Consider the following 26,562-nt stretch of genomic DNA (forward strand, 5'->3'; position numbering starts at 1 on the left):
TCCGATATGAAAAGGATGATATATATGAGCCAAAATCCATCTTCCATTCCGCGTCCGTTAGTCAGGGCTAATCAATGGGTAATTGTTTTATCTGTAGTTTTTACTTGGATTACAGGGGGATATGGGGTGCTAGTTATTCCTCTTATCGCGGGGTTGCTCGGCGTCCTTTTTAACTTCAATCCAGTAATGCGGATAGCCAAGCTTTTCTTGAAGAAAAGCCCCTCCTCGTATGTGCAGGAGGACCGAGAGCAGCAAAGGTTTAATCAGCTTCTTGCCGTCTTTTTTCTGTTGGTCGCTTGGGTAGGATTTATGCTCCAGTGGAGTATTGTCGCTTATGTATTCTCGGCCATGGTCCTGGTGGCGGCCTTGGTGGCTATCCTTGGTTTTTGCATAGGATGTTTTGTTCTCTACCAATGGTCCCAATATCAATATCGAAGAAGAAAAAACGTGTAAACAGAAACAGCTCTCTTTTCATTCCATTAGGACATCGTTAATTAAATCGAAGGTGCAGCCGAACTCTCCGACAATATGGATGCTATGTCGGTTCCGCCTTCTTTTTATTTTGCAGTAATATTATCTTCAAATACAAAAACGGAGATGGCTATATCTTCCTCCACTTTAATATCTGAAAAGAGGTGCAGCAGCCGGGAATCCATGTAATCCTCCAGTTCTTTATTGAAGTGTGTGGGATATATTTTTTGAACCATTTTGGTTCGGGCTGCATGCACCATCTCTTTCCCGGATTCTTCTTGTGCAAGAAACTTTTCAGATGGGGTTAAATTTCCATACAGCATCGTGATAGCCATATTATCTACAAAGGTCGTATGTATGCGTTCCGGGCCTTTCCCAAACAGCTCTTTACGTACTTTTCGAATAATTTCGTTAAAACCCGTTTCCCTTCTCATATCGCACCGCTCTCCTAAAATCTACTAAAATCCCTATTACTATTTCCATCATAACCGATTCCTATCATATAAAACAGAGACTAGCGAAAGTGATTTTTGGAACATGATTTTATCTGCAATTATAAGCGTTCATTAATTTTGATTAACATTTCCTCTAAAATTCGCTTCTCCTCTTCGGTCAGGGCTTGAACAATTTCGTCCTCCACCTTTTGGAAAGAGTCACTAAAAGCTTCAATCAATTCAATGGCTTTTGGTAAAACATAAATATTTTTTTGCCGTTCATTATTGGCCGGGATTTTGCGCTCGATGAATCCTTTTTGCTCAAGACCTTGAAGTATGCTTGTAATGCTGGCTCCGCGCAGATGAAACCGATCGGCAAGATCCTTCTGAATTAAATCATTTTCTTGATTCTCGTAGATATATTTAATCATTTTTCCTTGTTGAGCATTTAATCCCAACTCTTTTATGCTCTCGTCCGCTCTTTTCTTTAACTTAAGACCAATAATCTGAAACAAATCCAGATAAACCGTATCCTTTTGGGTTTTCATAATCATATCTCCTCAAATTATTAGAAGTCTAATTGTCAGTAAATAAACTATATAAATCTCTAAACTGTTTGTCAAATAAAAATTAGTTTATTGACAGTTATAAAACTAATAGTTAGAATTCTAAGTGTTTAAGATTGAACACTAAGGAGGAACGACATGAAGAATGTAACTCAAAGCTCTACGGTAGAAAAAGTTACAGCGATTACGAATGTACGTATTTTCGATGGTGAAAAAGTTATTGAGCCCAGAAATGTTGTCATCCATGGGGAAACCATTATTTCGGTAGGCGGAGACCTTCCGACACATGCAACGATCATCGATGGGGAAAATGCGACATTATTGCCCGGCCTGATTGATGCGCATGTCCACACTTCAATCGGTGGGTTACGAGATGCTTTAAAATTCGGCGTCACGACAGAACTCGAAATGAACGGCAGTTTTACAGAAAGAGGGCGCAAGATCCAGTTGAAAAACGTGTATGACGTCGCCGAAGTCCGTTCTGCCGGCACAGCGATCACTGCTCCAGGTGGTCATCCGGATGAATTATTGCAGGATGAGGATGAAATTCCGGAGTTCGTATTAAAGGAATTGGAGAAGTTACCCAAGGAAGACCGGGAAGCTATGCTAGCCGCCTACGCTCACGATCACGAAGAGGTGCCCCAAGTGACGACAGTGGAAGAAGCGATCAAACATGTGCATACCCAGGTGGAGAGTGGCGCCGACTATATTAAAATCATGATTGAAGAAGGGACGGTCTTGGGTGCCCCTGGACTACCTATTTTAAGCGACGAGATTTTAAAAGCAGCCGTGGCAGAAGCCCATAAATTCGATAAAATTGTCATAGCCCACGTCTTGACGGCTCATTCTTCGCAAACCGCCATCGATATGGGAGTCGACGGATTGGGTCACTTATTTCTCGACAGGCCCGAATGCACATCCGAGTTGGTGAAATCCATAGCGGATTCAGGTGCATTTGTTATACCGTGCTTAGTATTGAACTCATCCATTCTGGGGAATCCGGCATCAGAATTGGCGAATGATCCACGTGTTTATTCCAAATTAAGTCCGGAATGGATCGATATGTTGAACTCAAGCTTCCATACTTTCCCGCAAGGCAATTTGGAGAATAGCTTTAAAAATGTGATGGATCTTCACCGTGCCGGTGTGGATATTCTGGTCGGGACGGATGTCGCCCCCGTTCCTGTTCCCAATCTTGGCGGCCTTGCTCATGGAGCCAGCGTTCATCATGAAATGCAATTGCTGGTTGAGGCCGGATTTACTCCCATAGAAGCGCTTCAGTCGGCTACTGCGAAACCGGCCCGTTGCTTTGGGCTTTACGATCGCGGCTGTATTACCGAAGGTGCGCTCGCTGACCTTATACTAGTAAACGGTGATCCGACAACCAACATCTCGGATACCTTGTCGATCAAGTCCGTATGGTTCAAAGGTGTACAACAACTATGTTAATCAGAGCCTCTCGAACAGAAACAACCATCTAATCTCATTTGTACGACTTCCATTTTTACTTTCCGAGGATAGCTTAATCTTGTTGCCAACGCAAAAACACCTCCAAAGTTTATCCTCATATCTTACGACATGGGGATTCTCTTTGAAGGTGTTTTAATTGCAAGGAACATTGTAAAAACGTACAAGCAGCGGCCCCACATAGTTTCGCTATGCACTAGTCATAAAATATAAGGCTTACTCGTAGGCACCGATGTTCACCGCGGCTCCCTGTACTCTGGGCTTCCCGTCAATATCCAGTGTTCCAATGATGGCACGGTCCGTGTTTCCGGCATCGATCGCCGGTGACGAAGACTGCAAATGGAAGTCGCTGTTCGCGGCATTCACGAATTTAGGATCGGCAAACAGAGAATGCGTATCGTTGCCGGTCCCCGATTTGTACGCGGAGAATCCCGTATACTCTTTATTTTTCCAGATCCAGTTAGCTTCCGAACTGCCGCTCGGAGCAAAGTATAAGTTATAATCCATAACATTGCCGGAATTTTTGGTGTATCCATTGGAGATCAGCATATCTGTGGAGCTAGCCACGAAAATATTGTTTTTGATCACGTTGTTTCGCGTATCGTACTGAACCAAAAGTTGGCCGCTTCCGTCGTCAAACGTATCGTTCTTGTATAGCGTATTGTTCACGATCTTGCAATTTACCGTTGAGCCGCGCTCCTCATTGTATCCCCCCATGGCAATGCCAGTCAGCCGGTTGTTATATATCACGTTGCTGCGGACTGTAATATTGTTGGTGGCTTTGCCGGCATGCTCGGAGGCCATTTCGACGCCGATGTCGTTGTTGTAGCTGTAGTTCTGCTCGATAATACTGTCCTTGCCCCCATCTACATAAATACCACCGGCCGAGTTGTCATCGCTCTTGTAAGATGGGTTATTTTGAACAGAATTATTGTACACCCGGTTGCCCTTCACTAGCCCGTTTCGCGCCTGATCGTAAGCAGTATTCGGCGCAGTTCCCTCAAAGCCGATCAGATCAATCCCGATGTTGTCATTATCGTGAATGAGGTTGTCGGTCACCGCAAAGCCGTCCACGTTGCCGTTTAAAACGAGCGATTCGCTGGAGCCCAGCACGAGATTGTACAGCTCATTACCGCTGATCGTAAGGTCGTGAATCGAAGCCGGAGCTTTCGTGCCATAAACAGCGATACCGTGAGCGTCCCGGCCCAGCCGATCTTTGCCGGTCGGGGTGACCGTGTTTTTGATGTCATGGATTTTGTTGTTGGACAGATTAATGAAGCCGCCCGAACCGTGGACATAAATACCTACAGGCACCACGTTCTTGGAAGCAGTGGTAAAATTGCGGATTTCAAACCCCTGAACAGTAACGTAATTGACATCGGCCAGTTCGATCAGCCCTTCGTTCCCGCTGACCGAAAGTCCGCTGCCATCAATAATGGCGGTCTCTGTCCCATAGTTGGTGAACACAATTGGACCCTGCGAAGCGGAGCCAGAGCGGGTAATCTTTAATTTCTGCTTGTACACGCCGCCTCGGACGTAAACCGTGCTGCCCGCAGGAGCCACGTCAGCCGCGTGCTGCAACGTCTTCCACGGCGCATCGTTCGTTCCGGCATTAGAGTCGCTGCCGCTCGTGGACACATAATATTCTGTATCGGCCGCGGAGGCGGCGGGAAGCTCCACATTTCCTACCGCCAGACCAAGCCCCAAAACCATGGCTAAACCTACCAGAAACATTTGCCCGAATTTCTTCATGGTTCCCCATCTCCCTTTGCTTATTTTTTTGTAAATTATACCACAAAAATTCACCGAATCTGTTACGCCTGCAAACGGAGTACCGCCTCGACCTTCCGCGAGTCTCCAGTACCTCGAATGCCAAGAGTTGGAGAGTGAATGAAGAAGTCTAAGAGTTTTATTTTCTCAAGACAAATAAAACACAGCCTACCCTATCGGCAGACTGCGCATGTTCTTACTCCAAAAGAGCTAATCCTTTACCAGTCGATTTGAAAGCATCAACATAATAAAAGAGAATAAAATGATGACAGCTACCCAGCTCCAAGAGAGTGTCATATTTCCGACCTCGGACGCGGTGTAAATCGCTGTAGGCAGGGTTTGGGTCTGTTCAGGAATATTACCTGCAAGCATCAGCGTAGCGCCAAATTCCCCTAACCCTCGGGCAAATCCGAGAATGTATCCTGAAATGAGCGGTCGGTAGGCAAGGGGCATCGTAATGTGGCGAAACACTTGCCATTCGTTGGCACCTTGCGCACGTGCAGCCTGCTCTACCTCAGGGTCTACAGCTTCAAAACCTGCTTTAATGGTACGGTAAGCCAGTGGAAAAGCAACAACTACGGCCGCCACCACTGCAGCTCCCCATGTAAATACAATCGTCTGCTGGAACAGGCTTTCGAAGGCTGTGCCGATCCAGCTTTTCCTTCCCAGCAAGATGAGCAAAATAAAGCCGACAACAGTGGGAGGCAAAACGAGCGGAAGAAGTAGGACGGTCTCGATCACGCTGGTTCCCCTCCGCGGCGTGCAGTTCGCCATCATCCGCGCTACCACAGTAGCTAATAAAAAGACGATGATGCTGGCGACGACAGCAACTTTAACAGATACGATAACCGGAGGAAGAAAAGCTGACCAATCCAACGGAACCCCCTCCTTTATCTGTGAATTCTATTTTCCCGCCATTTCTGTAGGGGCTGAAAATCCATCTTTACTGAACACACTCATAGCTTCATCTGTCCGTAGAAAATTAAGAAACTCGCCTGCTTCCTGGCTGTGTTTGGTTGCTTTTACAATGCCTTCAGGATACAGGATGGGTGCATGCAATTCCTCAGGCACTTCCAGTGCTATGACCGTTTTATCAGATGATTTGGCATCCGTCAGATAGACGAGTCCTGCATCGGCGTTGCCTGTTTCAACATAATTTAATACCTGTCTTACGTCCTTGGCGAATACCATCTTAGGTTCCAGCTTGTCCCATAGTCCAGCCTTCGTTAACGATTCTTTGGAATACTGTCCGGCGGGAACGGTAGTAGGCTCCCCAACAGCCACTTTCAGGTAAGAAGGACCCATCAAGTCATTGAGCGTAATGCTTTTGTTATCTGTGCTTTTCGCCTTATCTTGTGGAACAACCACAACCAGTTTATTTTGAAGCAACACGTTATCCTTTTCCACCAATGAAGCATCCGTTAATGCCTTCATTTGCTTCATGCCCGCCGAAATAAATACGTCAGCGGGTGCGCCTTGTTCAATTTGTTTTTGTAATGTACCAGATGAAGCGTAGTTAAAGGTAAGTTTGATATCTGGGTGCTGTTTCTCATACTGGTCCTTGAGCGTATTCAGACTATCTTGAAGACTTGCAGCGGCAGATACGACTAGTTCTGTCTTGGGTGCAGACTGTGCCGACTGTACAGCAGCCGGAGACGAGCACCCCGCCAGAACCCATGCCAACAATCCAACGAACGTGAATATGTACCCAAATTTCTTTTTCAATTTTTTCTTCCCCTATCCTATAAATTCCAAAATGAGATGACGAAAATGTGATAGCGAAAATGAGAAAGCATTGTACATCTCATAACGGGTCGAATCTATTGGGTCAACCCAAATATTTGTGATAAATCGATCTCGCCTCAGCGATGTCCTTCGTCCCATGAATTAAGACGCGTCCATCCTGAAAAAGAACGATTCGATGCGTTCCGATAACAACGGATACCAGGTATGGATTATGCTCCACCTTGCCCCCCTGACGGGATAACAAACGTGCCGCTTCATTCAGATCACGTACAGTACCCGGGGCCGGGCGGATTTGAACCGTATCTCGTCCGCACAAGACAGCCGTTTTAGCCTGATGCTCCGATTGTAAAAAAGGATACACAGGGTACTCACCACATGTTGGACAATCAGCTTTCTTCATGGCGCTGATTTGGATCGCCTGATGCTGATTGTTCCACAGATCGAAGGAAATCAGCTTACCCTGTAAGGCTGATTCGTTCCCGGTGAGCAGCTTCAATGCCTCGGCGCTTTGATAAGCCGCCACCATCTGTACAGCCGGGCTAATCACACCGACCGTATCACAGGTCGCACCGCCGAGCGGTACGGTTCCGAGCAGGCAATGCAGGCACGGTGTCTGCCCTGGCACGATGGTAAAGGTTGTCCCATAGCTGCCCACACACGCCCCGTAAATCCAAGGGATTCGATGCTTGACCGCATAATCGTTCATAAGCAGACGTGTATCGAAATTGTCGGTGGCATCTACGATGAGATCCACCCCTGCTGCGATATCGTCGATTTCATCTAGCGAGACGTCCCGGACTAGCGCACGAATGTCCACGTCCGAATTGATTTGCTGCAATCGCTTCTGCGCGGCCACTGCCTTGGGGATCTGATCACGGGCATCCGCTTCGTCATAGAGCTGTTGGCGCTGCAAATTGCTCCAATCTACATAATCGCGGTCTACCAACGTCAGCCGTCCGATGCCCGCTCGCACCAGCATGTCAGCATTGGCAGTGCCCAGTGCGCCGGCCCCCACCATCAGCACGTGCTTACTACGGATATTTTGCTGGCCTGTCGGTCCAATTTTCGAGAATAATTCCTGTCTAGAATAACGGGCATGAGACGCATGCGCATGTGCTTGTGCAGCAACTTCTATTTTCTGGATTTTGTCCATTTCTGACATCGTTGGTTTACCCTCCATACTTATCCATTGATAGCTACAAGTTGATCAGACAAGCTAAAAGCTCAGATGTCCTCGTCCTTATTCGAAAGCTTTGGGGTATTTTGAGGATTCCAGCCACCCAGCTGATGCCCCTTCCATTCTGAGCCGTCCTCCCACACTTCCTTTTTCCAAATCGGTACGATTTGCTTTAACTGTTCAATGGCATGGCGGCTGGCTTCGTAGCAAGTATCGCGGTGTGCAGCAGAGACAGCAATCACCACACTCGTCTCTCCAATTCTGACCGTGCCAAGCCGATGTGTAATCGCAGTACGTGTAGAAGGCCAACGCTCTGCAATTTCGTCACCAATCTGCTTCATCGTGTTCATGGCCATCGGGACATACGCCTCATATTCAAGCAGCACCGTTCGCTGACCTTGCGTGAATTCCCGAGTCGTACCATTAAAGGTCAGCGAGGCGCCATGAGAAGGGTCGAGCACCTTTGAGGTTACTTCATCGGCATCAATCGGGTCGTACGTAATGGCAAATAAACCACATTTTGAAACGACCGTCTCCATCCCGGGTGCTGACTGATGAAGAGCAATTGCATCTGATGGAAGCACAAGTTCATCTGGCGAAGCCAGCTTTTTATGATGGGTAAAAAAAGAACCTGGCAGTTGTGAAGTCACTTCCGGGTACAGCTCATTCAGCCTTTTTCGAATGTCTGCCATGGTCACCGTTTCATGTGAAAGTTCTACCGTGATCACATCACCAAGTTGCTCCGCCATACCTGCGAATAGCTGAATACGGTATTGCATATGATCTGCCCCCTTGCACCTATTCTATCGAATTCATCTATCTATATAATAGAATTTACCCTCCTGAAACCGGAGGAATAATCGCAATCTCATCATATATACTCACGAGGTCCTCAGGAGCGGCGTAGGCTTGATTTCTGGCAACAAAAGAACCCTGCAACTGAGCTGCCGATTCAGGGAAACACTCGAATAGCAAGTCTTTTAACGCGGCAACGGTCATCGTTTCTTGCTCAGTAGGCACCATAATTATAGGCCCTCCCATCTGTTCCGCAAGTCCGGCAAATACTTGAATATGATAGTTCATTTAACATGCCCTCCTTTTCAGTACAGTGAATGTCCACCACATATGTACCAAGAAAAACCAACATGAATGAATACCCCGAAAGGTTTTATTCCATGCTGGTTAACTATGACGGTGTACATTGTAGATTTTTATATTATATTTTAGATTCGACCAGTTCATCAATCCGTTCAGTATGCGTATACACATTCAGAGAACGACTGCGTATAAAGCCGACGGTCGTAATCCCCAGATCCTCAGCCAACTCAAGTGCAAGCTCTGTAGGAGCTGACTTGGACAAAACAACTTCACAGCCAATCTTCGCAACCTTCAACAAAATTTCAGACGAAATGCGTCCGCTGAATACTATGATTTTGTCTTGTAATACAATATCATGTTTTAAGCAATGTCCATAGATTTTATCCAGCGCATTGTGTCGGCCGATATCTATTCTGGACAGGATCATCCCGTCTTTATCGCACAACGCTGCATTATGAACACCACCGGTCTGTTGGAACGTAAGTGCCGAGCTTTGCATTAAATTCATCAAGCGGAAGCAATCGTCAAAGGACAGCGTAACATGGGTGTCATTCATTCTTTTTGCCACTTTGGCATCATTCATAAAATAAAAGCCCTGTCTACTTTTACCGCAGCAGGAGGTAATGTACCGTTTGGAATGAAAGTTTTGATAAAACTCATTCATTCGACGGGTTTTAATATGAACAAAACCTTCTTTTTCCTGAACCCAAATATCTTCGATATCATCGTACCGTTGAATGACGCCTTCAGAGGCCAAAAAACCTACCGCCATATCCTCCACATACTCCGGTGTACAAACCATGGTAGCAAATTCCTGCTGATTGATTTTGATGGTCACCGGATGCTCCGTCACCACAGTGTCTTCAAAACGCTTGATCTGACCGTCACGATAACGTAGAATCTCACGTTTTACCTCAGCTGGCTTTTCCATGTGCTCCACTCCCTTGTTTCTGACAGGCTGGCTCTTCGGCTCACCCGCCGATGTGTGACATTTCAATTTTAGATGTTGCTTGCTGTGTATGATTCAGCCGTTCCTCTGAATAGCGATCGGTACGTTCTCTCCAAACACGCTCAATGTAAGCTCTAATCTCGTCATCGGACTGTTCGGAACGCAGCATCGCGCGAAGCTTGTACCCTTGCGAGGCAAACAGGCACGTGTACAAGGAGCCTTCAGCAGAAATTCTCGCTCGTGTACATGTGGAGCAGAAGGCGTCCGTAACAGACGAAATAATGCCGATTTCCCCGTCTCTGTCCTGATACCTGTAGCGCGTCGCCACCTCACCTTTGTACTGGGGTGGGACAGGCTCTAACGGCATATGCTCGTGAATGGCTTCGATGATCTGCTGCTTGGAAACGACCTGATCCAATTTCCAGCCATTGGTGTTGCCTACATCCATAAACTCAACAAAACGTAAAATATGCTTTTTCTTTTGGAAATAGTCGGCCATGGGAACAATATCCTGATCGTTAAAGCCCTTTTGCACGACCATGTTTATTTTCACCTGCATCCCTGCTTGAGCCGCAGCCTCAATACCATCCAGCACCGCCTTTACACTGCTTCTGCCCCCGTTCATTTGGCGGAACCGATCATCATCGAGCGAATCCAGACTAACCGTCACTCTCTTTAGTCCCGCCTCTCGCAGTGCTACAGCATATTTAGGCAAAAATACGCCGTTTGTCGTCATTGCAATATCCTCAACCCCATCGAGTTGAGTTAACGAATGAATAAGCGAGGACAAATTTTTCCTCAGCAACGGCTCACCACCAGTAATGCGCAGCTTCGTAACACCCAGCGAGACAAAAATACGGGAAAGGCGCGTAATTTCCTCAAAGGTCAATATTTTTTCTTTTGGCAAAAACGGATAGTCATGGCCAAATATTTCTTCCGGCATACAATATCGGCACCGAAAATTACATCGGTCTATGACGGATATTCTTAAGTCCCGTAACGGACGATTCCATTGATCGTCGCTCCGGTTCGCCATCCTGTTCACCTCAATCCGTCTTCATTAATAAAACTCTTTACACTCTAAATTGGAACGGTATTTCCATTCATTTTATACTGAACCAAAAAAACCGGCATCACAACAACTTCTTCGCTTATGAATATCGAAGAATCTGCTAAATGCCGGTTAATTTATCTACATCAGGATTTTACGAATCCCACATCATGTGATATAGAAAAATCAAACTAACAAGCGCTGCGACAAATAAAATATACGCGATTCCCACGTACACTCCATTTACGATTGCTCTGAAATAGGTTACATTCCTATTGTTAGCAATCCTGGAACGTTTGTCAATGATTTTTCGATTTCTCAGACGATAATCATTATCAATTAAAAAATTAATAATGTACCGTTGAACTATCTTAAATTTTACGTTATAGTTACACGAGATGACATGCAGAAAATGACATATCTAAGTTATTCAGAAGTTATTGATATACAGACGGTGCGTACTGTTTGTTATTAATACATATTCAAATGGCGGATTGGCCTCCAGGACCTAGAGCTTGGTCACTACTCCACCATAAACACAAGTGCTGGAACACGAGCACTTGTGTTTATGGTGGAGTTTTTTTATTCCTAATTTTTAAATTTAAAATCTGAAAGGAGCCTGAACCGTGACTGATAGTGCGATCAAAATTACATTAAACGGACAGGAACTGAAAACGAAGAACAGCGCAACGATTCTTGAAGTGATTAACGAAAACAACATCGCCCATCCCCAGCTGTGTTACGTTCCCGAAGTCGATCCGATCCGTACCTGTGACACATGTATCGTGGAAGTGGACGGAAAACTTATGCGTTCCTGCTCGACACTGGCTTCCGATGGAATGAATATTCATTTACATTCGGATCGCGCGAAAGCAGCTCAAACCGAGGCTATGGACCGATTGCTGGAAAATCATCTCCTCTACTGCACAGTGTGCGATAACAACAACGGTAATTGTACTTTGCATAATACAGCAGAGCTAATGGAAATTGAACATCAAAAATATCCGTATCAACCGAAAGTTGACCCGACAGAAGTAGATATGTCTCATCCCTTCTATCGATATGACCCCAATCAATGTATTGCATGCGGCCAGTGCGTAGAGGTATGCCAAAACCTTCAGGTCAATGAAACGCTCTCCCTTGACTGGGAAGCTGAACGCCCTCGCGTCATATGGGACGACAGGGTTGCGATTAACGATTCCTCCTGCGTTAGCTGCGGTCAGTGTGTAACCGTCTGCCCATGCAATGCCTTGATGGAGAAATCCATGCTGGGAGAAGCAGGCTTCATGAGTGGCATGAACAAGGATTTATTAAATCCGATGGTGGATTTAATAAAGGAAGTGGAGCCGGGCTATAGTGGGATTTTTGCTATTTCCGAAGCCGAAGCAGCGATGCGTGAAACCCGTACGAAAAAAACGAAAACCGTCTGTACGTTTTGCGGTGTAGGTTGCAGCTTTGAGGTTTGGACCAAAGACCGCAAAATTTTGAAGGTACAACCTACCTCTGAGGGACCTGTTAACGGTATCTCGACATGCGTAAAAGGGAAATTTGGCTGGGATTTTGTGAACAGTGATCAGCGTCTGACCTCCCCTTTAATTCGTCAAGGTGACGAATTTGTGGAAGCAACCTGGGAAGAAGCCTTGAGCCTGATGGCCAGCAAAATGGGAGCTATTCAAGAAACTTACGGCGGTGAGGCACTCGGCTTTATTTCTTCGTCCAAATTTACCAATGAAGAAAACTATTTGATGCAGAAGTTGGCTCGTCAGGTCTTCCAAACGAATAACGTCGATAATTGCTCACGGTATTGCCAATCTCCTGCGTCATGGGGGCTGCAATACACCGGAGGCATCGGTGGGGACAGCGGTACGATTAAAGACATTGCCAAAGCAGGTTTGGTCATGCTGGTCGGTTGCGCGCCGGGAGAAGGACATCCAGTGCTGGCTACTCGTATCAAACGTGCGCATAAGCTGCACGGTCAAAAGTTGATCTCGGTCGACCTGCGCAAGCATGAAATGGCAGAACGCGCAGATCTGTTCATTCGTCCGAAGCAAGGTACTGATTATGTATGGTTATCCGCTGTAGCCAAATACATCATTGAGCAAAACTGGCATGATGCAAAATTCATTGAAGAGCATGTAAACTTCTATCCTGAATATTTGAAGTTGCTAGAGCGTTTCACCCTGGAATTTGCCGAACAGGAAACTGGTATTTCCAAAGAGACACTGATTGAGGTAGCGACTTTGATTCACGAAGCCGACGGCACTGCCATTTGTTGGGGCATGGGTGTGACGCAAAACATCGCAGGCTCTTACACTTCGATTGCAATTGCCAACCTGCTGCTGGTGACTGGAAACTTTATGCGTCCGGGTGCAGGCGCATATCCGCTTCGCGGACATAACAATGTGCAGGGTGCTGCCGATATGGGTACAATGCCGGATATTTTCCCGGGCTATCAGCCCGTGACGAACGATGTCATTCGTGCCAAGTTTGAAGCGGCCTACGGCGTACAAATTCCAGGTCAACGCGGACTGGACAACATTCAGATGCTGGAAGCCATTGAAACAGGTAAGCTCAAAGCGATGTATATCGCTGGAGAAGAGATGGCATGGGTGGATGCCGACTCCAACCATACCCAAGAAATGCTGGCGAACTTGGATTTCCTTGTCGTTCAGGATGTATTTCTGAGCAAGACAGCTGAATTCGCTGACGTTATTTTGCCAGCCGTACCTTCACTCGAAAAAGACGGAACCTTTACGAACACCGAACGTCGTGTTCAGCGTTTATATGAAGCACTCCGCCCTATAGGAGACAGCAAACCAGATTGGTGGATTTTCAGCCAATTTGCCAAGCATATGGGATTTGATTGGGATTACAGCCATCCAAGTGAAATTTTTGAGGAAATGGCGTCGCTCACTCCATTTTTCTCCCAATGTAATTATGACGTATTGGAAGGCTGGAACAGCTTCCACTGGGGATCGCCGGATGGTAGCAATACACCGCTGCTGCACACCAACGGCTTTAACTTTCCGGATAAAAAAGCGCGTTTGGGACTTTTCGAATATGTACCACCGAAAGAGTACCCCGTTGAATTCGATTTGACCTTAAATAATGGTCGACTGCTCGAACAGTTTCATGAAGGAAATATGACGACCAAATCAGCGGGTATTCAGCTCAAACTTCCAAAAGTATTTGTGGAAGTGTCACCTGAATTGGCTGAGGAGCGCGGAATCACTAATGGATCGCTGGTTCGACTGGAATCCCCTTATGGTGCGGTCAAGCTACGTGTTCTGGTGACAGACCGGGTGCAGGGAACTGAAATTTATGTGCCAATGCACTCTACCAGCCATGATGGTGCGGTCAATCTGTTAACTGGTGGAGCGTTCGATGTGGTCACCCGTACACCGGCCTATAAACAAGCCAAAGTACGGATGCAAATTTTGGAGGTAGACGGTCAAAATCCACTACCACGTATCAATCCGCGTTACAAAAAACGTCATCCGCAAAATGGGGTTGAAGTGGACCGTAAGTGGAACCGTCCCGGTTATGTCGATTTAGTGGATCAAAAATAAGGAGGTCAAGCCGTGGCTAAGCCTATTTCAATTGTGAGAAAACGCGTTCTGACAGAAGAAGAACGGCAAAAACAATCGCTGGATCAGCTTACTGCTGATCTGGCGGACAATGGGGCGGCATTGCAGAAGACGCTTGAAATCGTACGCGAGCTGCACGACAGTGGTCTTCTCGAAGCAGCTCAGTCTATGCTAAAAGCCAAAGAAAGCATCGCCAAAATCGCTGTAGGACAAGCGACTCGTAAGCCTGTGACGAACATCATCAATAATCTCATGGGAGCAGCAGGGATGCTGTCTGAGGTAGACCCCGAGCTGATGAAAAAGCTGACAAATAGCGTTACCAATGGCCTGAACGAAGCCGAAGAACATCTAAAGCAGAATAAAAAGACTCGTCTGCGCGATCTTATGAAGGCGATGAATGATCCAGATGTAAACCGGGCAATGGGATTTGGTATTCATTTTCTCAAAGGAGTGGGAAAAAGTTTGTCTGATAAATAATTCATAGAGCGTGAAGATGGAAGACTAGTAAACAACAGACAATAAAAAGAGCTGGCTCCGAAAACGGGGGCAGCTCTTTTTATTTATTTTTTATCCACCTGCAATAGCGTCACCGTTTTAAGAGAAACAGCATCTTTTATTTGCTCCTCTGCGATGACCTTGAGCTTAAGCAAACTGGCAATCTTCGACGTATCCGGCTTGGAAAACAAGCGCCATAGCTGCGGATCAGGCAGTGAATCATACAGCTTTGTATGATCGTATTCCTTGCGGTGCTGCTGTATAATCTTGACTCGGTAGTTGCCAATTTCCCAATCTGATACTTCCTGCTGTGCACAATGAGCGGTAATGTCATTACGCAAATCAGTCAGTTCACCTTCAATTTCTTTTTGCTTTTGCTTTAACTGGTAGTAGCGACGCACCTTGTTTTCCAATCCCATCACGCTCCTCTGCTTACATATGTATGTTTGCAGAAGCGTTTTAGGACAAGTTTTGTAATGTTAGGATTGAAGGTATAACTGCAAAAGCATTTCCCGGGTAATGGAAAGGTCCATAAGTTGAGAGCATCATCATCCAAACTTTATTTTAGGATTTTGCAAAATCCGATTCCAATCGCTCCAAAGTGCAATATATAGACGAACTAGACCATTTCGATCTATATATTGTTTATTGGAAGTCGCTTATTGGATTTTTGCAAAATCCTCATTTAGGTACATTCGTCCCTGGATTTACAGGCCCTGCTCCTTGGGATTTCCCCTTACGCTTCATATAATTGGCCCAGTATGCCGTCAGAATAGGTACTAAAATCGAGGTCACAATGACCGAAGCGGCAACTAAGGCCGTTGCAGATTGCGCAACAGGCAGAAACTCAGGCTTGATATTGGCGACAATGACTGGATTGGCTACTGCTGCTCCTGCTGTACTAGAGGCTGCAATTCCTGCTGTACCGTTGCCACCACCGATATATTTGTCCGCCAAAATCAGTGGAATACCTGTAATGATAATGACAAAAACACCCAATAAAATACCAAGCATACCTGTCTGGACAATGACACTCAGGTCAATGGAACAACCAAGTGCAAAACCGAAAAATGGAATCAAAGCTTGCGTTGCGTTCCCAAAATATTTTCGGAAATCATGATCCAGATTGCCCAACATAAAGCCGACCAAAAATGGTAATACCGCCCCCACAAATGTCTGCGGTTCAAAAACGGCCAGCCCGGTGCTACCCAAAATAATCATGGTCACCAACGGACCCGATTCCAGTGACATCAGTACAAATGCTCCTGCCTCTTCCTTGGAGCCATACTGCTGCATAATGGAGGCGTATAACCCGCCGTTCGTCATATCCATAGCCGAGATCAGCGCCAGCACTGACAAACCTGCAAATAGTCCACTTTCTACACCACCAACAGGCAGCAATCTGGATGCAATGATCGCCACTACCCACGCAACCGCGATTTTAGTCAATACGAGCGTTCCTGATTTACGCAATACAGTACCCGTCGCTCGCACATCTATAGAAGCACCCATACAAAAAAACCACACTGCTAAAATGGGTACCGTACCTGTCATCAGCCCCTTGGTAAAAGATCCAAAATAGTCGCCTGCCCATGGAGTAAATGTATGAAAAAGTGCGCCAATAAACAGCGGCACCAGCATAATGCCCCCTGGAATTTTATCAATGTTTTGTTTGATTTTCATTACTTCGTTCAACCCTTTCGTTTTTGCCAATGCAAAAACAAGGCCGTATTACTTGCGGCTCAAGCCGAGCTCGGGAATCAGTCTTGCGAAGGTATCATGACTCTCCTTCAGTTGCTGCGCGAATGCCTCTGCATCCTGGACACGCAATCCCAACCCATGCTTACGCATTTCCTCCCTGAATTCCTCGTCTTTCGTCCCCTTGATCAGTGCATCCGTCAGCGTTTGAGCAACTTCATCCGGTGTATCCTTGGGTACAGCCAGCCCTCTCCAAGTACCGATAAAATGTACACGCAGCCCAGTGGCTTGTTGTAGTGTCGGCACTTTTGGAAACGCTTCCGAAATAGTGTCTGCCTGGATCGCCAGTATGCGAAGTTTCCCTTCGTCCACGTATTTCTTCACTTCTGCGGGACTGACGGGTACAGCATCCACAAATCCGCTCATCAAAGCGGAGACGGCTGGGCCTGCTCCCTCATAAGGGATATGGGTAAAGCGGACTCCGCTTTTCTGCTCCAGCATTGCGGCAGCAAGGTGCCATATGCTCCCCGTGCCTGCATTCCCCATTTTGAGCTTGCCGGGATGGGCCCCAGCATCCTCCAGAAATGCCTCCGCTGTCTTCCATGGTGCATCCGCCCGGACCGTAATGGCGGAAGGGTCCATATTGGTTTGAAGCAGCGGCTTAAATCGCTCATAGGTGAGCGGTAGCAGTCCCAAATGAGGCAACGTAGTCAGCTCAGCGACCAGATACGTTACAGTATAACCGTCCGCCTGCGCCTCAGCCCCTTCCATCAGCCCGACAGAACCGCCTCCTCCCGTTCGATTAACGACGATGATCGGCTGACCGAGATGCTTTTCGGCGGCTTTCGCCAACGCTCTCGCGGTAATATCTGTACCGCCTCCGGCCGCATAAGGAACGACGAGTGTTATTGGCTTCGTAGGAAATATACGGCTGTGATCCTGCAGGGTGCGGTGATCCACATATTCACTGATACTCAAGGCAGAAAGCATAGCTACTCCAGCCGCAACCAGCACATATTTTTGCCATGGCTTTTTCTTCATTATGTTTCCTCTTCTCCAAAAATGAACTGGGCCCGTCATGCGCCCGTTTTCACCTCCAACGTTTTCGGTCTTGTTGTTTGCGTTTACATGAAGTCAATGTACCGCAACGTGGAGGGCTACAGCTATCGCTTAATCTTCGTATTTATCTTCTATTTCGCCAAAGTATCGGCCTTTTGACCGATCTGCATATTCATTGGAAGATTTGCTGATTTGTCTGAATTTCCCTGGGGTCACTTGTTTGTGCTTGCGGAATACCCGAATAAAGCTGTTCTCATTTCGGTATCCGACCTGTTCTGCAATTTCACCGATTTTCAAATGGGTTTCACATAGTAATGTGCATGCCTTTTTTACGCGTAATCCAGTCAAATAATCGTAAACGGTGGTCCCCGTTTCTTCCTTGAACATGCTGCTCACCGAGGACACGCTCATGTGAACATGATCCGCAATTTCCTGAAGCCCGATGTTCAAATGCAAATGATGTTCCATATATTCGATCATCTCTTGTACACGCACAAAATCTTTGGACTGAATGCGACCGTGCCATTTTTCTTCGATATCAGTCAACATAATGACCAGCAATACCTCAATGTCTTGAAGGTCTAGTGTCAGAATCTGATTCCAGTGGTAATCAGCAAGCTGATCCGGCGGCGTCACACTCTGAGTGGTACACCATTTTAGCAAATCTTCCAGCAATCCATGAACAAACAAGTAGACCTGGGCTGGGGATGTTCTGTGGAGTCGAAGTTCTTCTACCCAGTGGCTGATTAGCTTTACACTTGCACCAGGTTCCTGTGACTCCAGGGCACGAATCATTTCCACACGCCGATTGTCCAGCAATGTTGAATCCTGAATCTGCTCCTTTGACTGTTCATCCACTGTGTTATCCTTTTTCACACTTATGCTGCTGTCTATATTCGTATATGAACGTCCATACCCCTCATACAAACGCAAATTAAGGGCCTCTTTTCCTTTTATAAAAGACGCCCGTGCCTCTTGAATATCCGTGACTATATGACCAATCCCTATAGAAATAGTCAAAGGAAGATACTCACCGACAACCTGAATCAGCCTATCCACGCTTTTCTGAAGCAAAATGCTCTCTTGGAGGTCAGTCTCTGTACCAACTTCATTCGAACTCTCACTGAACTGTAACAGCACAATAAAACCACTTTCCTCCTCCGGCGAGCATACTGCTTTCCAGTAAGGTTCGAGCATCTCTAGCAAAATATTGTTCAGCGCATACTTGAGCAGCATTTTATCTTCTTCTGGAAAGCTTGCAGCCCACGCAGAATACCGGTCAATGGACACGATCATGACAAACAAAGAATGGCCGTCCCAATCGGAAAAATACTGTTCCCATTTCATACGCATTTCCTGTATGCCCATTCTACGCTGGATGACATCTTCCATATATTTGGAACGCAGCTCCGGCAGGCTTCGCTCTACCACCAATGATTTGCGGTGAAACTCTCCAACCAGTTTGCTAATCACAGGTTCCAGGTCATACAATCCTCCTTGGCGCGTTCCCTTATTGCCCGAATTTAATAGGCTATTAATTTTTTTCATGGGGCGAAAAGCTGCATAATTGTAATAGTAAACTGCTGAGCACCCAGCCAGTATGGAGATAAAGGCAAGCCACAGCATCATATTGCGCGCCAGCTTTACATTTTTCAGCAGCTTGTCCATCGGAACGAGCGATACTAGACGCCAGCCCGTTACATCTGAAAAGGTTTGGTTGGCCATATATTCCATGTCCCCTATCTCCACATAAGCATAGGGGCTCACATCCAGCTCTTTCAAAATCCTGCCCATATCATTTAAGGGTAAGGACGATTTCAGCTTGGGATAGATTAACTCGCCCTCCAGATCATACACGTATTGTGAGTTGGATAAATGAATATAGAGTTTGGAGAAAAAACGGTCATAATCCAGATTGATTAGCACCGCACCCATGACCTGACCATCCTCTACTATGGGCCTGGCCAGCGAAAGCAGCTCTACTGTCCCCTGCTCACGATCGGTGCCGTACCATCTCCGCTTAATCAACAACGGCTTTTTTTGAATGTCCTGAATCCAGGGAACCCATGTGGTATCCGGTGCCTGCTTCCAATCAGGCATGTAACCATAATTGCTGGATACGAGAGCATGATTGTCCAAAGAAATAACTTCAACCGAATAAATTTCTTCGTGCGAAGAAAGGGTTTTCAAGTATTTGTGAAGCCGATCTATGACGGAGACGTTGTCTTCCAGCGATTTCCCGTCCGTTTGGACACGTACAAAAGCCTCTACATCCGGATGATAGGCTGCGTCCAGCGCCTTGTTATCAGACTCACGAAAAGCCCGATTGGTCACATCCAGATTGATTTGCAATAATTCTATATTGGGTGTGTTCAGCTCGGTATCCAAACCTTCACGGTATCCTGAATACGATAGCAAGCCGATCACGCTAATCACAAGCGACACGCACAGAGTAAGCAGTAGAATCAATCTTGTCTGTTTATTTTTCAGTATCAATCGAAGCTTAAGTCGCAGCATTCCCGTAACTTCATCCTTCCGGACTTCGTTGTCCATCTTCCTCTGACCCATATAATGGTGACATATTCTCCCTATTACTATTTGACGCAAGAGTCGGAATTCCCTGCCTATGTAATTCAAACTTAATATAAGGAACAACATTCATATAAAAAAGAAGAGGTCTCCCTGTACAAGGTAGAACTTCTTCTTTGGCACTGCTTGTATTCATTATTCAGCAAAAACAGATACTTGCTTCACAGGTTTTAGCTTGTCTTTTCCACCTGAAAACGATCTAGCTCCCGCTGCATTTCCTCGCGAATCTGACGAAGCTCTTTTACCTTCTCAGCCGATTCCTCAAATGAACGCTTCTGCTCTACCGTGGAAGCCGTAATCTCTTCACTGCCTGCGGCGGATTGCTGAGTGATTGCGCTGATATTTTCGATAGCTTGCTGTACCTGTACGCTCAGTTCTCGCGATACATTCATGTCCGTTGATAACTTGCTGACTTGGCCGGCAATTTGCTGCACTTTGCCACTAATCTCTGTAAACGATTCTCCGGTTGAGGAGGTTGCCTTCTCCTGCTCACGGAACAGCTCCTGACTTTGCGCCACAGAAGTCTTCACCTTATCCATAGCCTGCGTGATACTGTCAACAGCAGTATAAATTTTCTTTACAGCAGACTCTGATTGATTCGCCAGCTTTTTCACTTCATTGGCAACAACAGCAAAACCTTTTCCTGCTTCACCTGCACGTGCAGCTTCAATAGAAGCATTCAAGGACAACAGCGATGTTTGGCTGGCAATTTCGGAGACGTATCCAGTCATGGTTGTAATCTCGGCTGCATTAGCCTCCAGCTCCTTGACCGTCTGCTCCACTTCGGACATGGCTGAACGATTTTCTGCAACAATACGCAGTTGATCGCTCATGACCCGCGTACCCTGCTCAATGACACGCAAAGCATCCTCACTATACGCGGTCGATTGTGTGGTTTCCAGTAGATTCGATTCAAACTTCTGCTGCATCTCGTCCACAACGCCAACTGTCGACGACAGATCCTCAGCAATTTTCTGACTGCCTATTGCCAGTTCCTCTGTTGACGTGCTGACTTGTGTCACAATTTCCTTCATGGCCTCATTATGCTGATCAATATCCCGAGCCATCAGATCGACACGATTACCCGCCTGATCAATGGAGAGTACAATGCTGCGCAAGTTCCCGATCATCACCCGGAAAGATTCATTGAGCTCGTCCAGCTCATCGCGTCCCTTGGTTTGGGCAAGCTGCACTGTCAGATTTCCCTCAGCAATTTGCTTTGCGGCATCCGTTAATTTGCGTGTTCTAAGGGCAAGCTGCCTGGATGTATATGTATTATATAGCCCAACCGCCACCAGAAGTATAACTGCACCTGCCAAGGCCAATTGCCATGTAAAACGAATGCTCTTGGTCAAATCTTCTGTGTATTGGTCATAACGTGCCTTGGTCAGCAGATCCAGCATAAATACATCGTTCTGAATCCCTTGGGCACGCATGGCCTCCCGCTTGGACTCCGGGCTGTTTTGGGTACTCATGGCTTTCTCCGTTGCTACTTTCAATTGGCTGAATTTTGTTTTAATCGTATTCAGTCGCTTTTGCTGCGCTTCGGTTTGCAACATGCCCTGTGAAAGCAAAGCAATCGTCTTTTCAGACTGAGTCAGTTGATTTTGCACATCGGCTTTGTTGCTCTCCGTCATGGAAGCTGAATAATTTTGCAGTGCCTGCCCTGACTGAATCAAATAGGCATTGAGCTGCTGTACATTCAACATAGCCGGAACCAGATTACTACTTTGCGAGTTAATACGAATTAATTCAAAAATGATATAAGCCACTAAAGCCAGGCAAGCGATCAAGGAAATCATCGCGTTCAGCACCAGTTTACCTTGCAGTTTCATCAGCTTTCATCCTCCGTTTGCGAAAATTTATTGGGTGGGAACAGTCAGTGTGCCGGATTTGATTTTTTCCTTTAAATCATCCAACAACTTTTGCTGATCCGGACTCAGTGTCACGACACGAATAGGCGCTAAACCTACACCATCTTCCGCAAGACCAAACACCATATCCTTCTCCGTAAATTTTCTTTGATGATCTGCAAAGCCTTTGACTGCTGTATAAATTGCAATGTCTACATTTTTAAACATCGAGGTCACTACCGCTTTTTCCGCAATAAAAAACTGGTCGCTATCGACCCCGATGGCGAATTTATGCTGCTTTTGCGCTTCCTGCAGCGCACCTACACCCGTAAGACCTGCGGCTGCAAAGATGACATCAATCTGATCCTGATTAATCATGTCATCTGCAATTTCCGTACCCAGTTCCGGCTTTCCAAAATCTCCTGCATACGTTGCAGTAACTTTGGCATTTGGCTTGACTGATTGCACCCCTGCGCGATACCCAATTTCAAATTTTTTCAACAAAGGAGATTCCGCACCTCCGAGAAAACCCACCTGTTCGGTGCGACTCGTCAAACCAGCAACGACTCCAGCCATAAAACTGCCCTCTTCTGCTTTGAAGCTAATAGAGGCCACATTCGGTAAATCTGATTTCTCATCCACGATTAAAAATTTACGGTCTGGATATTTTTTAGCAATGGATTCCAAGCTGTCCTTCACCATGTAACCCAGCCCAATGATTAAATCAGCTTTTTCTTGAGCAAGCTGTTCAAAAGCCGCATCATACGTCTTGGTCTCCGTTATTTCTCGGTATTCAAAAACAATTTTCCCCTCATCCCGTGCTTTGACCAAACCTCGAAAAGCAGCGTCGCTGTAAGATTGGTCACCCAGACCAATATCTGACAGTACGATTCCCACCTTAATGGGCTGAGCCTTGGTTTGTGCTGCCGATTGCCCACATGCACTTAGCAATAATGCAAAGATTGTGACAATGGGAATCCACCTAAAATTTAATAATTCAGCTCGCTTTTTCATGACATATCACCTCAGCATAATTTGGAAATCCCCAACATCTTTATATCGGTTATAAAAGCATATTTTTTCATAAGAGTTTCTGTAAATTCATTGTAAATAGAACATGATAAATAAGATTATTTTTCTCTATATGTAAAAAATGTATATTTTTATGCTTCTTTTATTATACGAACTGTCCAAATTCACTTATTTTCGTTTATATCGTAAGAATAAAGTGTAATTTGGAAAACATAGGTACTCTGAAACCATCACTCTATTTCAATTCGAAAGGAGCAACATTAAAAATGACTTCGACAGATTTAATTCCACAGCCCAAAACTTATGGTCCCTTAGGTAATCTGCCCTTGATCGATACACATGCCCCTGTCCAGTCTTTGGTTAAGCTTTCTTATGAGTACGGTCCAATTTTTCGCATGGATCTGCCTGAAGGAACGAACATTTATATTTCCGGTCATAAGCTGGTCGCAGATGCTTGTGATGAATCCCGTTTCGACAAACAAGTGTGGGCTCCATTACAAAAAGTACGAGCTTTTGCAGGAGACGGACTATTCACAAGCTGGACTGAGGAACCGAACTGGCGCAAGGCCCACCAAATTTTGCTACCAAGCTTCAGTCAGAGAGCTATGAAGGGTTACCACAATATGATGCTTGATCTTGCTGTTCAGCTGATACAGAAATGGTCTCGGCTTAATCCCGATGAAAGTGTAGAGGTACCGGAAGATATGACCCGGCTGACTTTGGATACGATCGGATTATGCGGCTTTAATTATCGTTTTAACAGCTTCTACCGCGATCAGCCCCATCCGTTCGTGACCAGCATGACACGCGCATTAGATGAAGCGATGGGTCAGCTGCAACGCCTTAATCTGCAAAACAAGCTGATGTTATCGAAGAAAAAGCAGTTTAAAAACGATATCGAAACGATGTTTTCTCTGGTAGACAGCATTATTCAAGAACGCAAAACCCTTGGCAACCAAGGAGAAGAGGATTTACTGGCACGTATGCTGGAAGGCAAAGATCCAGAAACTGGTGAGACGCTGGATGATGAAAATATCCGCTATCAGATCATCACCTTCCTCATCGCCGGTCATGAAACGACCAGTGGGCTTTTATCCTTTGCCATTTACTATTTGCTTAAGAATCCGCGAACGCTAACCAAGGCTTATGAAGAAGTGGATCGCGTGCTCACCGATTCGCTGCCTTCTTATACTCAGGTTCGTGAACTCAAGTACATAAGGATGATACTGAATGAAGCTCTGCGACTATGGCCGACAGCGCCCGCCTTCTCTCTCTTTGCCAAAGAAGATACGTTGCTCGACGGAACCTACCCACTTAAAAAAGGTGACAGCGTCAATGTACTCATTCCAAAACTGCACCGTGATACCGAGGCTTGGGGCGAAGATGTTGAGGAATTTCGACCGGAGCGCTTCGAGGACCCATCCGCCATTCCGCAAGATGCCTACAAACCGTTTGGCAACGGTCAACGCGCCTGTATTGGACAGCAGTTTGCCTTACAGGAGGCCACTCTTGTGCTGGGTATGGTACTGAAACATTTTGAGCTGATTGATCATACTCATTATGAGTTGAAAGTCAAAGAAACGCTCACACTCAAGCCGGAGGGCTTCACCATTCAAGTACGCCCGCGCAGCACACAGACTGCCGTTATGCTGCCAGGTGCCGTTCAAGAACTTCATGAACAAGAGGAACAAAAGGTTGCACCCCCCCATGCCGAAAAACATGATACTTCTTTGCTTTCTTTGTACGGCTCGAATCTGGGTACAGCTGAGGGACTTGCAGGTGAACTAGCCGATTTAGGTCGAAATTGGGGTTTCAACAGTAGCATAGCAACTCTGAATGATCGTGTGGACAATTTGCCTAAAGAAGGCGTGGTACTTATTACGACCGCATCTTATAATGGGCATCCGCCAGACAATGCTGATGCCTTTGTACAATGGTTGGAGCAGGCAGGCGAAGGGCAACTGGCAGGCGTAAGATATGCTGTATTCGGCTGCGGCGACCGCAATTGGACCAGCACGTATCAGCGTATTCCAAGGCTGATCGACGAGCTGATGTCTGCCAAAGGGGCAAAGCAACTGTATGACCGGGGTGAGGGCGATGCCAGCGGTGACTTCGAGAAGGATTGGGAAGCTTGGAACCACGGCTTATGGCCGGATTTGTTGAATGCTTTCGGGGTAGAGCACAATGATACAGAACCGCAGGACAGCAACAGCCTGAGCATAGAGTTCGTCAGCGCCATACTCAGTACACCTCTTGCAGACAACTACGGAGCAGTGACCGCCGTCGTTACAGCGAATCGTGAGCTGCTTGCTGCTGAAAGTGAACGCAGTACACGACATCTGGAGCTCAAATTACCAACCGGATTGTCCTATCGCGAAGGTGACCACCTTGGTGTGTTGCCGCGTAATCCTGCTTCGCTAGTCAAAAGGGTGATGCAACGCTTTAAATTACAGGAACAGGATTACATCGTATTGAGAGGCAGTGACCGGGATGCGGCGCATCTCCCCTTAGATCGGCCTGTCAGTATAGGAGATTTGCTCACTCTCAGTGTGGAACTGCAAGAACCGGCAACGAGAGCCCAGCTACGGCAACTGGCATCCTTTACAGTGTGTCCACCGCACAAGAAAGAAATTGAAGCTTTGCTGGAGGATACTACCTTTGATCGAGAGATACGACAGAAGCGCGTCACGATGCTGGATATTCTGGAGAAGTATCCAGCCTGCGAGCTGCCATTTGAAAACTTTATCTCGCTGTTACCACCACTCAAGCCTAGGTACTACTCCATCTCAAGCTCTCCGCTTGAATCGGATAATTCGGCGAGTATAACAGTGGGCGTCGTGCGTGGACCAGCCCGTAGCGGACAAGGTGAATACCTAGGAATTGCCTCTAATTATTTGGCACAGCTCCAACCAGATGATCCTATTGTCATTTTTGTGCGTAAGCCTCAGTCGGGCTTCCGTTTACCGGAAGATCCAGCCGTGCCTGTCATCATGATCGGTCCGGGTACTGGAGTGGCACCATTCCGCGGATTCCTACAGACACGCTATGTACTTAAGGAGAGAGGAGAGCAGCTCGGCGAGGCTCATCTATACTATGGCTGCCGTAATCCGAAGCTTGACTATCTGTACAAGCAAGAGCTGCAAGCCTGGGAGCAGGAGGGAATCGTTACGCTTCATACAGCCTTTTCACGTCTGCCCGATCAACCCAAAAGATACGTGCAGCATGTCATGAAGGAAGATGCGGACACTCTGATTCACTTGCTTGATGAAGGAGCGCATCTGTATGTATGCGGTGATGGTAGCCGGATGGCTCCCGATGTAGAAAACACCCTTTGTGCTGCTTACGCGGAAGCACACCATACCAATAAAGAAGAAGCACAGCAATGGTTGGATCGTCTCCAACAGGAGAAACGCTATGCTAAGGATGTCTGGACAGGCATCTAATGTTAACAATATAAGAGCAAGCATTATGTTAAAAAATAAAAAGGACTGATTACTGGGCTTCGATCTCGTCACCAGTA

The 26,562-nt window shown here is 46.4% G+C and carries 21 protein-coding genes; 5 read left to right on the forward strand and 16 right to left on the reverse strand.

Annotated elements, in window-relative coordinates; all coding sequences use genetic code 11:
* Positions 1-24: 24 nt before the first annotated feature.
* Positions 25-453 carry a DUF4395 domain-containing protein gene (locus ACM1ND_RS18425; RefSeq protein ID WP_023989561.1) on the forward strand — a complete coding sequence of 143 codons (429 nt, stop codon included), beginning with the start codon at positions 25-27 and terminating at the stop codon, positions 451-453.
* Between the two features lie 104 nt (positions 454-557).
* Here the strand turns inward: ACM1ND_RS18425 and ACM1ND_RS18430 are convergent, their stop codons facing one another.
* The gene (locus tag ACM1ND_RS18430; protein ID WP_013311231.1) at positions 558-905 is read right to left on the reverse strand and encodes a DUF2294 domain-containing protein; all 348 of its coding nucleotides are present in this window, start codon (positions 903-905) and stop codon (positions 558-560) included.
* A 119-nt stretch (positions 906-1,024) separates the two neighbouring features.
* The gene (locus tag ACM1ND_RS18435) at positions 1,025-1,453 is read right to left on the reverse strand and encodes a MarR family winged helix-turn-helix transcriptional regulator (RefSeq protein WP_023989562.1); all 429 of its coding nucleotides are present in this window, start codon (positions 1,451-1,453) and stop codon (positions 1,025-1,027) included.
* A gap of 156 nt (positions 1,454-1,609) precedes the next feature.
* On the opposite strand from ACM1ND_RS18435, the gene ACM1ND_RS18440 reads away from it, so the two are divergent.
* Positions 1,610-2,920 (forward strand): amidohydrolase family protein, encoded by a 1,311-nt coding sequence (locus ACM1ND_RS18440; protein ID WP_076295485.1) that lies wholly within the window; start codon positions 1,610-1,612, stop codon positions 2,918-2,920.
* 234 nt (positions 2,921-3,154) lie between these two features.
* On the opposite strand, the gene ACM1ND_RS18445 is transcribed toward ACM1ND_RS18440, so the two are convergent.
* The 8 genes from ACM1ND_RS18445 to moaA all read right to left on the reverse strand — a co-directional run bounded on the left by ACM1ND_RS18445 (position 3,155) and on the right by moaA (position 10,714).
* Positions 3,155-4,690 (reverse strand): choice-of-anchor Q domain-containing protein, encoded by a 1,536-nt coding sequence (locus ACM1ND_RS18445; RefSeq protein ID WP_418026428.1) that lies wholly within the window; start codon positions 4,688-4,690, stop codon positions 3,155-3,157.
* 228 nt (positions 4,691-4,918) lie between these two features.
* Positions 4,919-5,584, reverse strand: coding sequence for a molybdate ABC transporter permease subunit (gene modB, locus ACM1ND_RS18450; RefSeq protein WP_028542525.1), 666 nt, complete (start codon positions 5,582-5,584; stop codon positions 4,919-4,921).
* Between the two features lie 27 nt (positions 5,585-5,611).
* Positions 5,612-6,433 (reverse strand): molybdate ABC transporter substrate-binding protein, encoded by an 822-nt coding sequence (gene modA / locus ACM1ND_RS18455; protein ID WP_023989565.1) that lies wholly within the window; start codon positions 6,431-6,433, stop codon positions 5,612-5,614.
* Between the two features lie 103 nt (positions 6,434-6,536).
* Complete coding sequence (locus ACM1ND_RS18460) at positions 6,537-7,616, reverse strand: thiazole biosynthesis adenylyltransferase ThiF (RefSeq protein ID WP_023989566.1); 1,080 nt, start codon at positions 7,614-7,616, stop codon at positions 6,537-6,539.
* 62 nt (positions 7,617-7,678) lie between these two features.
* On the reverse strand, positions 7,679-8,410 hold the full coding sequence (locus ACM1ND_RS18465; protein ID WP_075154520.1) for a molybdenum cofactor biosynthesis protein MoaE: 732 nt from the start codon (positions 8,408-8,410) through the stop codon (positions 7,679-7,681).
* Between the two features lie 55 nt (positions 8,411-8,465).
* Entirely contained in the window at positions 8,466-8,714 is a 249-nt protein-coding gene (locus ACM1ND_RS18470; RefSeq protein WP_418026429.1) for a MoaD/ThiS family protein, read from the reverse strand.
* A gap of 133 nt (positions 8,715-8,847) precedes the next feature.
* Positions 8,848-9,660, reverse strand: coding sequence for a formate dehydrogenase accessory sulfurtransferase FdhD (gene fdhD, locus ACM1ND_RS18475; RefSeq protein ID WP_023989569.1), 813 nt, complete (start codon positions 9,658-9,660; stop codon positions 8,848-8,850).
* 40 nt (positions 9,661-9,700) lie between these two features.
* Entirely contained in the window at positions 9,701-10,714 is a 1,014-nt protein-coding gene (gene moaA / locus ACM1ND_RS18480) for a GTP 3',8-cyclase MoaA (RefSeq protein WP_023989570.1), read from the reverse strand.
* 641 nt (positions 10,715-11,355) lie between these two features.
* On the opposite strand from moaA, the gene fdhF reads away from it, so the two are divergent.
* Complete coding sequence (gene fdhF / locus ACM1ND_RS18485) at positions 11,356-14,298, forward strand: formate dehydrogenase subunit alpha (RefSeq protein WP_418026430.1); 2,943 nt, start codon at positions 11,356-11,358, stop codon at positions 14,296-14,298.
* A 12-nt stretch (positions 14,299-14,310) separates the two neighbouring features.
* A complete protein-coding gene (locus ACM1ND_RS18490; RefSeq protein ID WP_068942430.1) occupies positions 14,311-14,793 on the forward strand; it encodes a DUF1641 domain-containing protein in 483 nt (160 codons plus the stop codon).
* An 83-nt stretch (positions 14,794-14,876) separates the two neighbouring features.
* On the opposite strand, the gene ACM1ND_RS18495 is transcribed toward ACM1ND_RS18490, so the two are convergent.
* The 6 genes from ACM1ND_RS18495 to ACM1ND_RS18520 form a co-directional block, all read right to left on the reverse strand.
* Positions 14,877-15,230, reverse strand: coding sequence for a hypothetical protein (locus ACM1ND_RS18495; RefSeq protein ID WP_013311244.1), 354 nt, complete (start codon positions 15,228-15,230; stop codon positions 14,877-14,879).
* A gap of 262 nt (positions 15,231-15,492) precedes the next feature.
* Positions 15,493-16,494, reverse strand: a complete 1,002-nt coding sequence (gene kdgT, locus ACM1ND_RS18500; protein ID WP_341062591.1) for a 2-keto-3-deoxygluconate transporter — start codon at positions 16,492-16,494, stop codon at positions 15,493-15,495.
* A gap of 48 nt (positions 16,495-16,542) precedes the next feature.
* On the reverse strand, positions 16,543-17,550 hold the full coding sequence (locus ACM1ND_RS18505; protein ID WP_023989574.1) for a tripartite tricarboxylate transporter substrate binding protein: 1,008 nt from the start codon (positions 17,548-17,550) through the stop codon (positions 16,543-16,545).
* Between the two features lie 129 nt (positions 17,551-17,679).
* Positions 17,680-20,121 (reverse strand): AraC family transcriptional regulator, encoded by a 2,442-nt coding sequence (locus tag ACM1ND_RS18510; RefSeq protein ID WP_418026431.1) that lies wholly within the window; start codon positions 20,119-20,121, stop codon positions 17,680-17,682.
* 206 nt (positions 20,122-20,327) lie between these two features.
* The gene (locus tag ACM1ND_RS18515; protein ID WP_028542534.1) at positions 20,328-21,992 is read right to left on the reverse strand and encodes a methyl-accepting chemotaxis protein; all 1,665 of its coding nucleotides are present in this window, start codon (positions 21,990-21,992) and stop codon (positions 20,328-20,330) included.
* A 27-nt stretch (positions 21,993-22,019) separates the two neighbouring features.
* Entirely contained in the window at positions 22,020-23,024 is a 1,005-nt protein-coding gene (locus tag ACM1ND_RS18520) for a BMP family lipoprotein (RefSeq protein WP_069080350.1), read from the reverse strand.
* Positions 23,025-23,308: 284 nt separating this feature from the next.
* On the opposite strand from ACM1ND_RS18520, the gene ACM1ND_RS18525 reads away from it, so the two are divergent.
* Positions 23,309-26,485 (forward strand): bifunctional cytochrome P450/NADPH--P450 reductase, encoded by a 3,177-nt coding sequence (locus ACM1ND_RS18525; RefSeq protein ID WP_418026432.1) that lies wholly within the window; start codon positions 23,309-23,311, stop codon positions 26,483-26,485.
* Positions 26,486-26,562 lie beyond the last annotated feature (77 nt).

The organism is Paenibacillus sp. JJ1722 (assembly GCF_048282685.1).
Lineage (GTDB): Bacteria > Bacillota > Bacilli > Paenibacillales > Paenibacillaceae > Paenibacillus > Paenibacillus polymyxa_B.

What these genes read in the sequence shown, in the direction of transcription:
- ACM1ND_RS18425 (WP_023989561.1), top strand. Translation starts at nt 25, where the DNA reads ATGAGCCAAAATCCATCTTCCATTCCGCGTCCGTTAGTCAGGGCTAAT.
- ACM1ND_RS18430 (WP_013311231.1), bottom strand. Translation starts at nt 905, where the DNA reads ATGAGAAGGGAAACGGGTTTTAACGAAATTATTCGAAAAGTACGTAAA.
- ACM1ND_RS18435 (WP_023989562.1), bottom strand. Translation starts at nt 1,453, where the DNA reads ATGAAAACCCAAAAGGATACGGTTTATCTGGATTTGTTTCAGATTATT.
- ACM1ND_RS18440 (WP_076295485.1), top strand. Translation starts at nt 1,610, where the DNA reads ATGAAGAATGTAACTCAAAGCTCTACGGTAGAAAAAGTTACAGCGATT.
- ACM1ND_RS18445 (WP_418026428.1), bottom strand. Translation starts at nt 4,690, where the DNA reads ATGAAGAAATTCGGGCAAATGTTTCTGGTAGGTTTAGCCATGGTTTTG.
- ACM1ND_RS18460 (WP_023989566.1), bottom strand. Translation starts at nt 7,616, where the DNA reads ATGTCAGAAATGGACAAAATCCAGAAAATAGAAGTTGCTGCACAAGCA.
- ACM1ND_RS18465 (WP_075154520.1), bottom strand. Translation starts at nt 8,410, where the DNA reads ATGCAATACCGTATTCAGCTATTCGCAGGTATGGCGGAGCAACTTGGT.
- ACM1ND_RS18470 (WP_418026429.1), bottom strand. Translation starts at nt 8,714, where the DNA reads ATGAACTATCATATTCAAGTATTTGCCGGACTTGCGGAACAGATGGGA.
- fdhD (WP_023989569.1), bottom strand. Translation starts at nt 9,660, where the DNA reads ATGGAAAAGCCAGCTGAGGTAAAACGTGAGATTCTACGTTATCGTGAC.
- moaA (WP_023989570.1), bottom strand. Translation starts at nt 10,714, where the DNA reads ATGGCGAACCGGAGCGACGATCAATGGAATCGTCCGTTACGGGACTTA.
- ACM1ND_RS18495 (WP_013311244.1), bottom strand. Translation starts at nt 15,230, where the DNA reads ATGGGATTGGAAAACAAGGTGCGTCGCTACTACCAGTTAAAGCAAAAG.
- kdgT (WP_341062591.1), bottom strand. Translation starts at nt 16,494, where the DNA reads ATGAAAATCAAACAAAACATTGATAAAATTCCAGGGGGCATTATGCTG.
- ACM1ND_RS18505 (WP_023989574.1), bottom strand. Translation starts at nt 17,550, where the DNA reads ATGAAGAAAAAGCCATGGCAAAAATATGTGCTGGTTGCGGCTGGAGTA.
- ACM1ND_RS18510 (WP_418026431.1), bottom strand. Translation starts at nt 20,121, where the DNA reads ATGGACAACGAAGTCCGGAAGGATGAAGTTACGGGAATGCTGCGACTT.
- ACM1ND_RS18515 (WP_028542534.1), bottom strand. Translation starts at nt 21,992, where the DNA reads ATGAAACTGCAAGGTAAACTGGTGCTGAACGCGATGATTTCCTTGATC.
- ACM1ND_RS18520 (WP_069080350.1), bottom strand. Translation starts at nt 23,024, where the DNA reads ATGAAAAAGCGAGCTGAATTATTAAATTTTAGGTGGATTCCCATTGTC.
- ACM1ND_RS18525 (WP_418026432.1), top strand. Translation starts at nt 23,309, where the DNA reads ATGACTTCGACAGATTTAATTCCACAGCCCAAAACTTATGGTCCCTTA.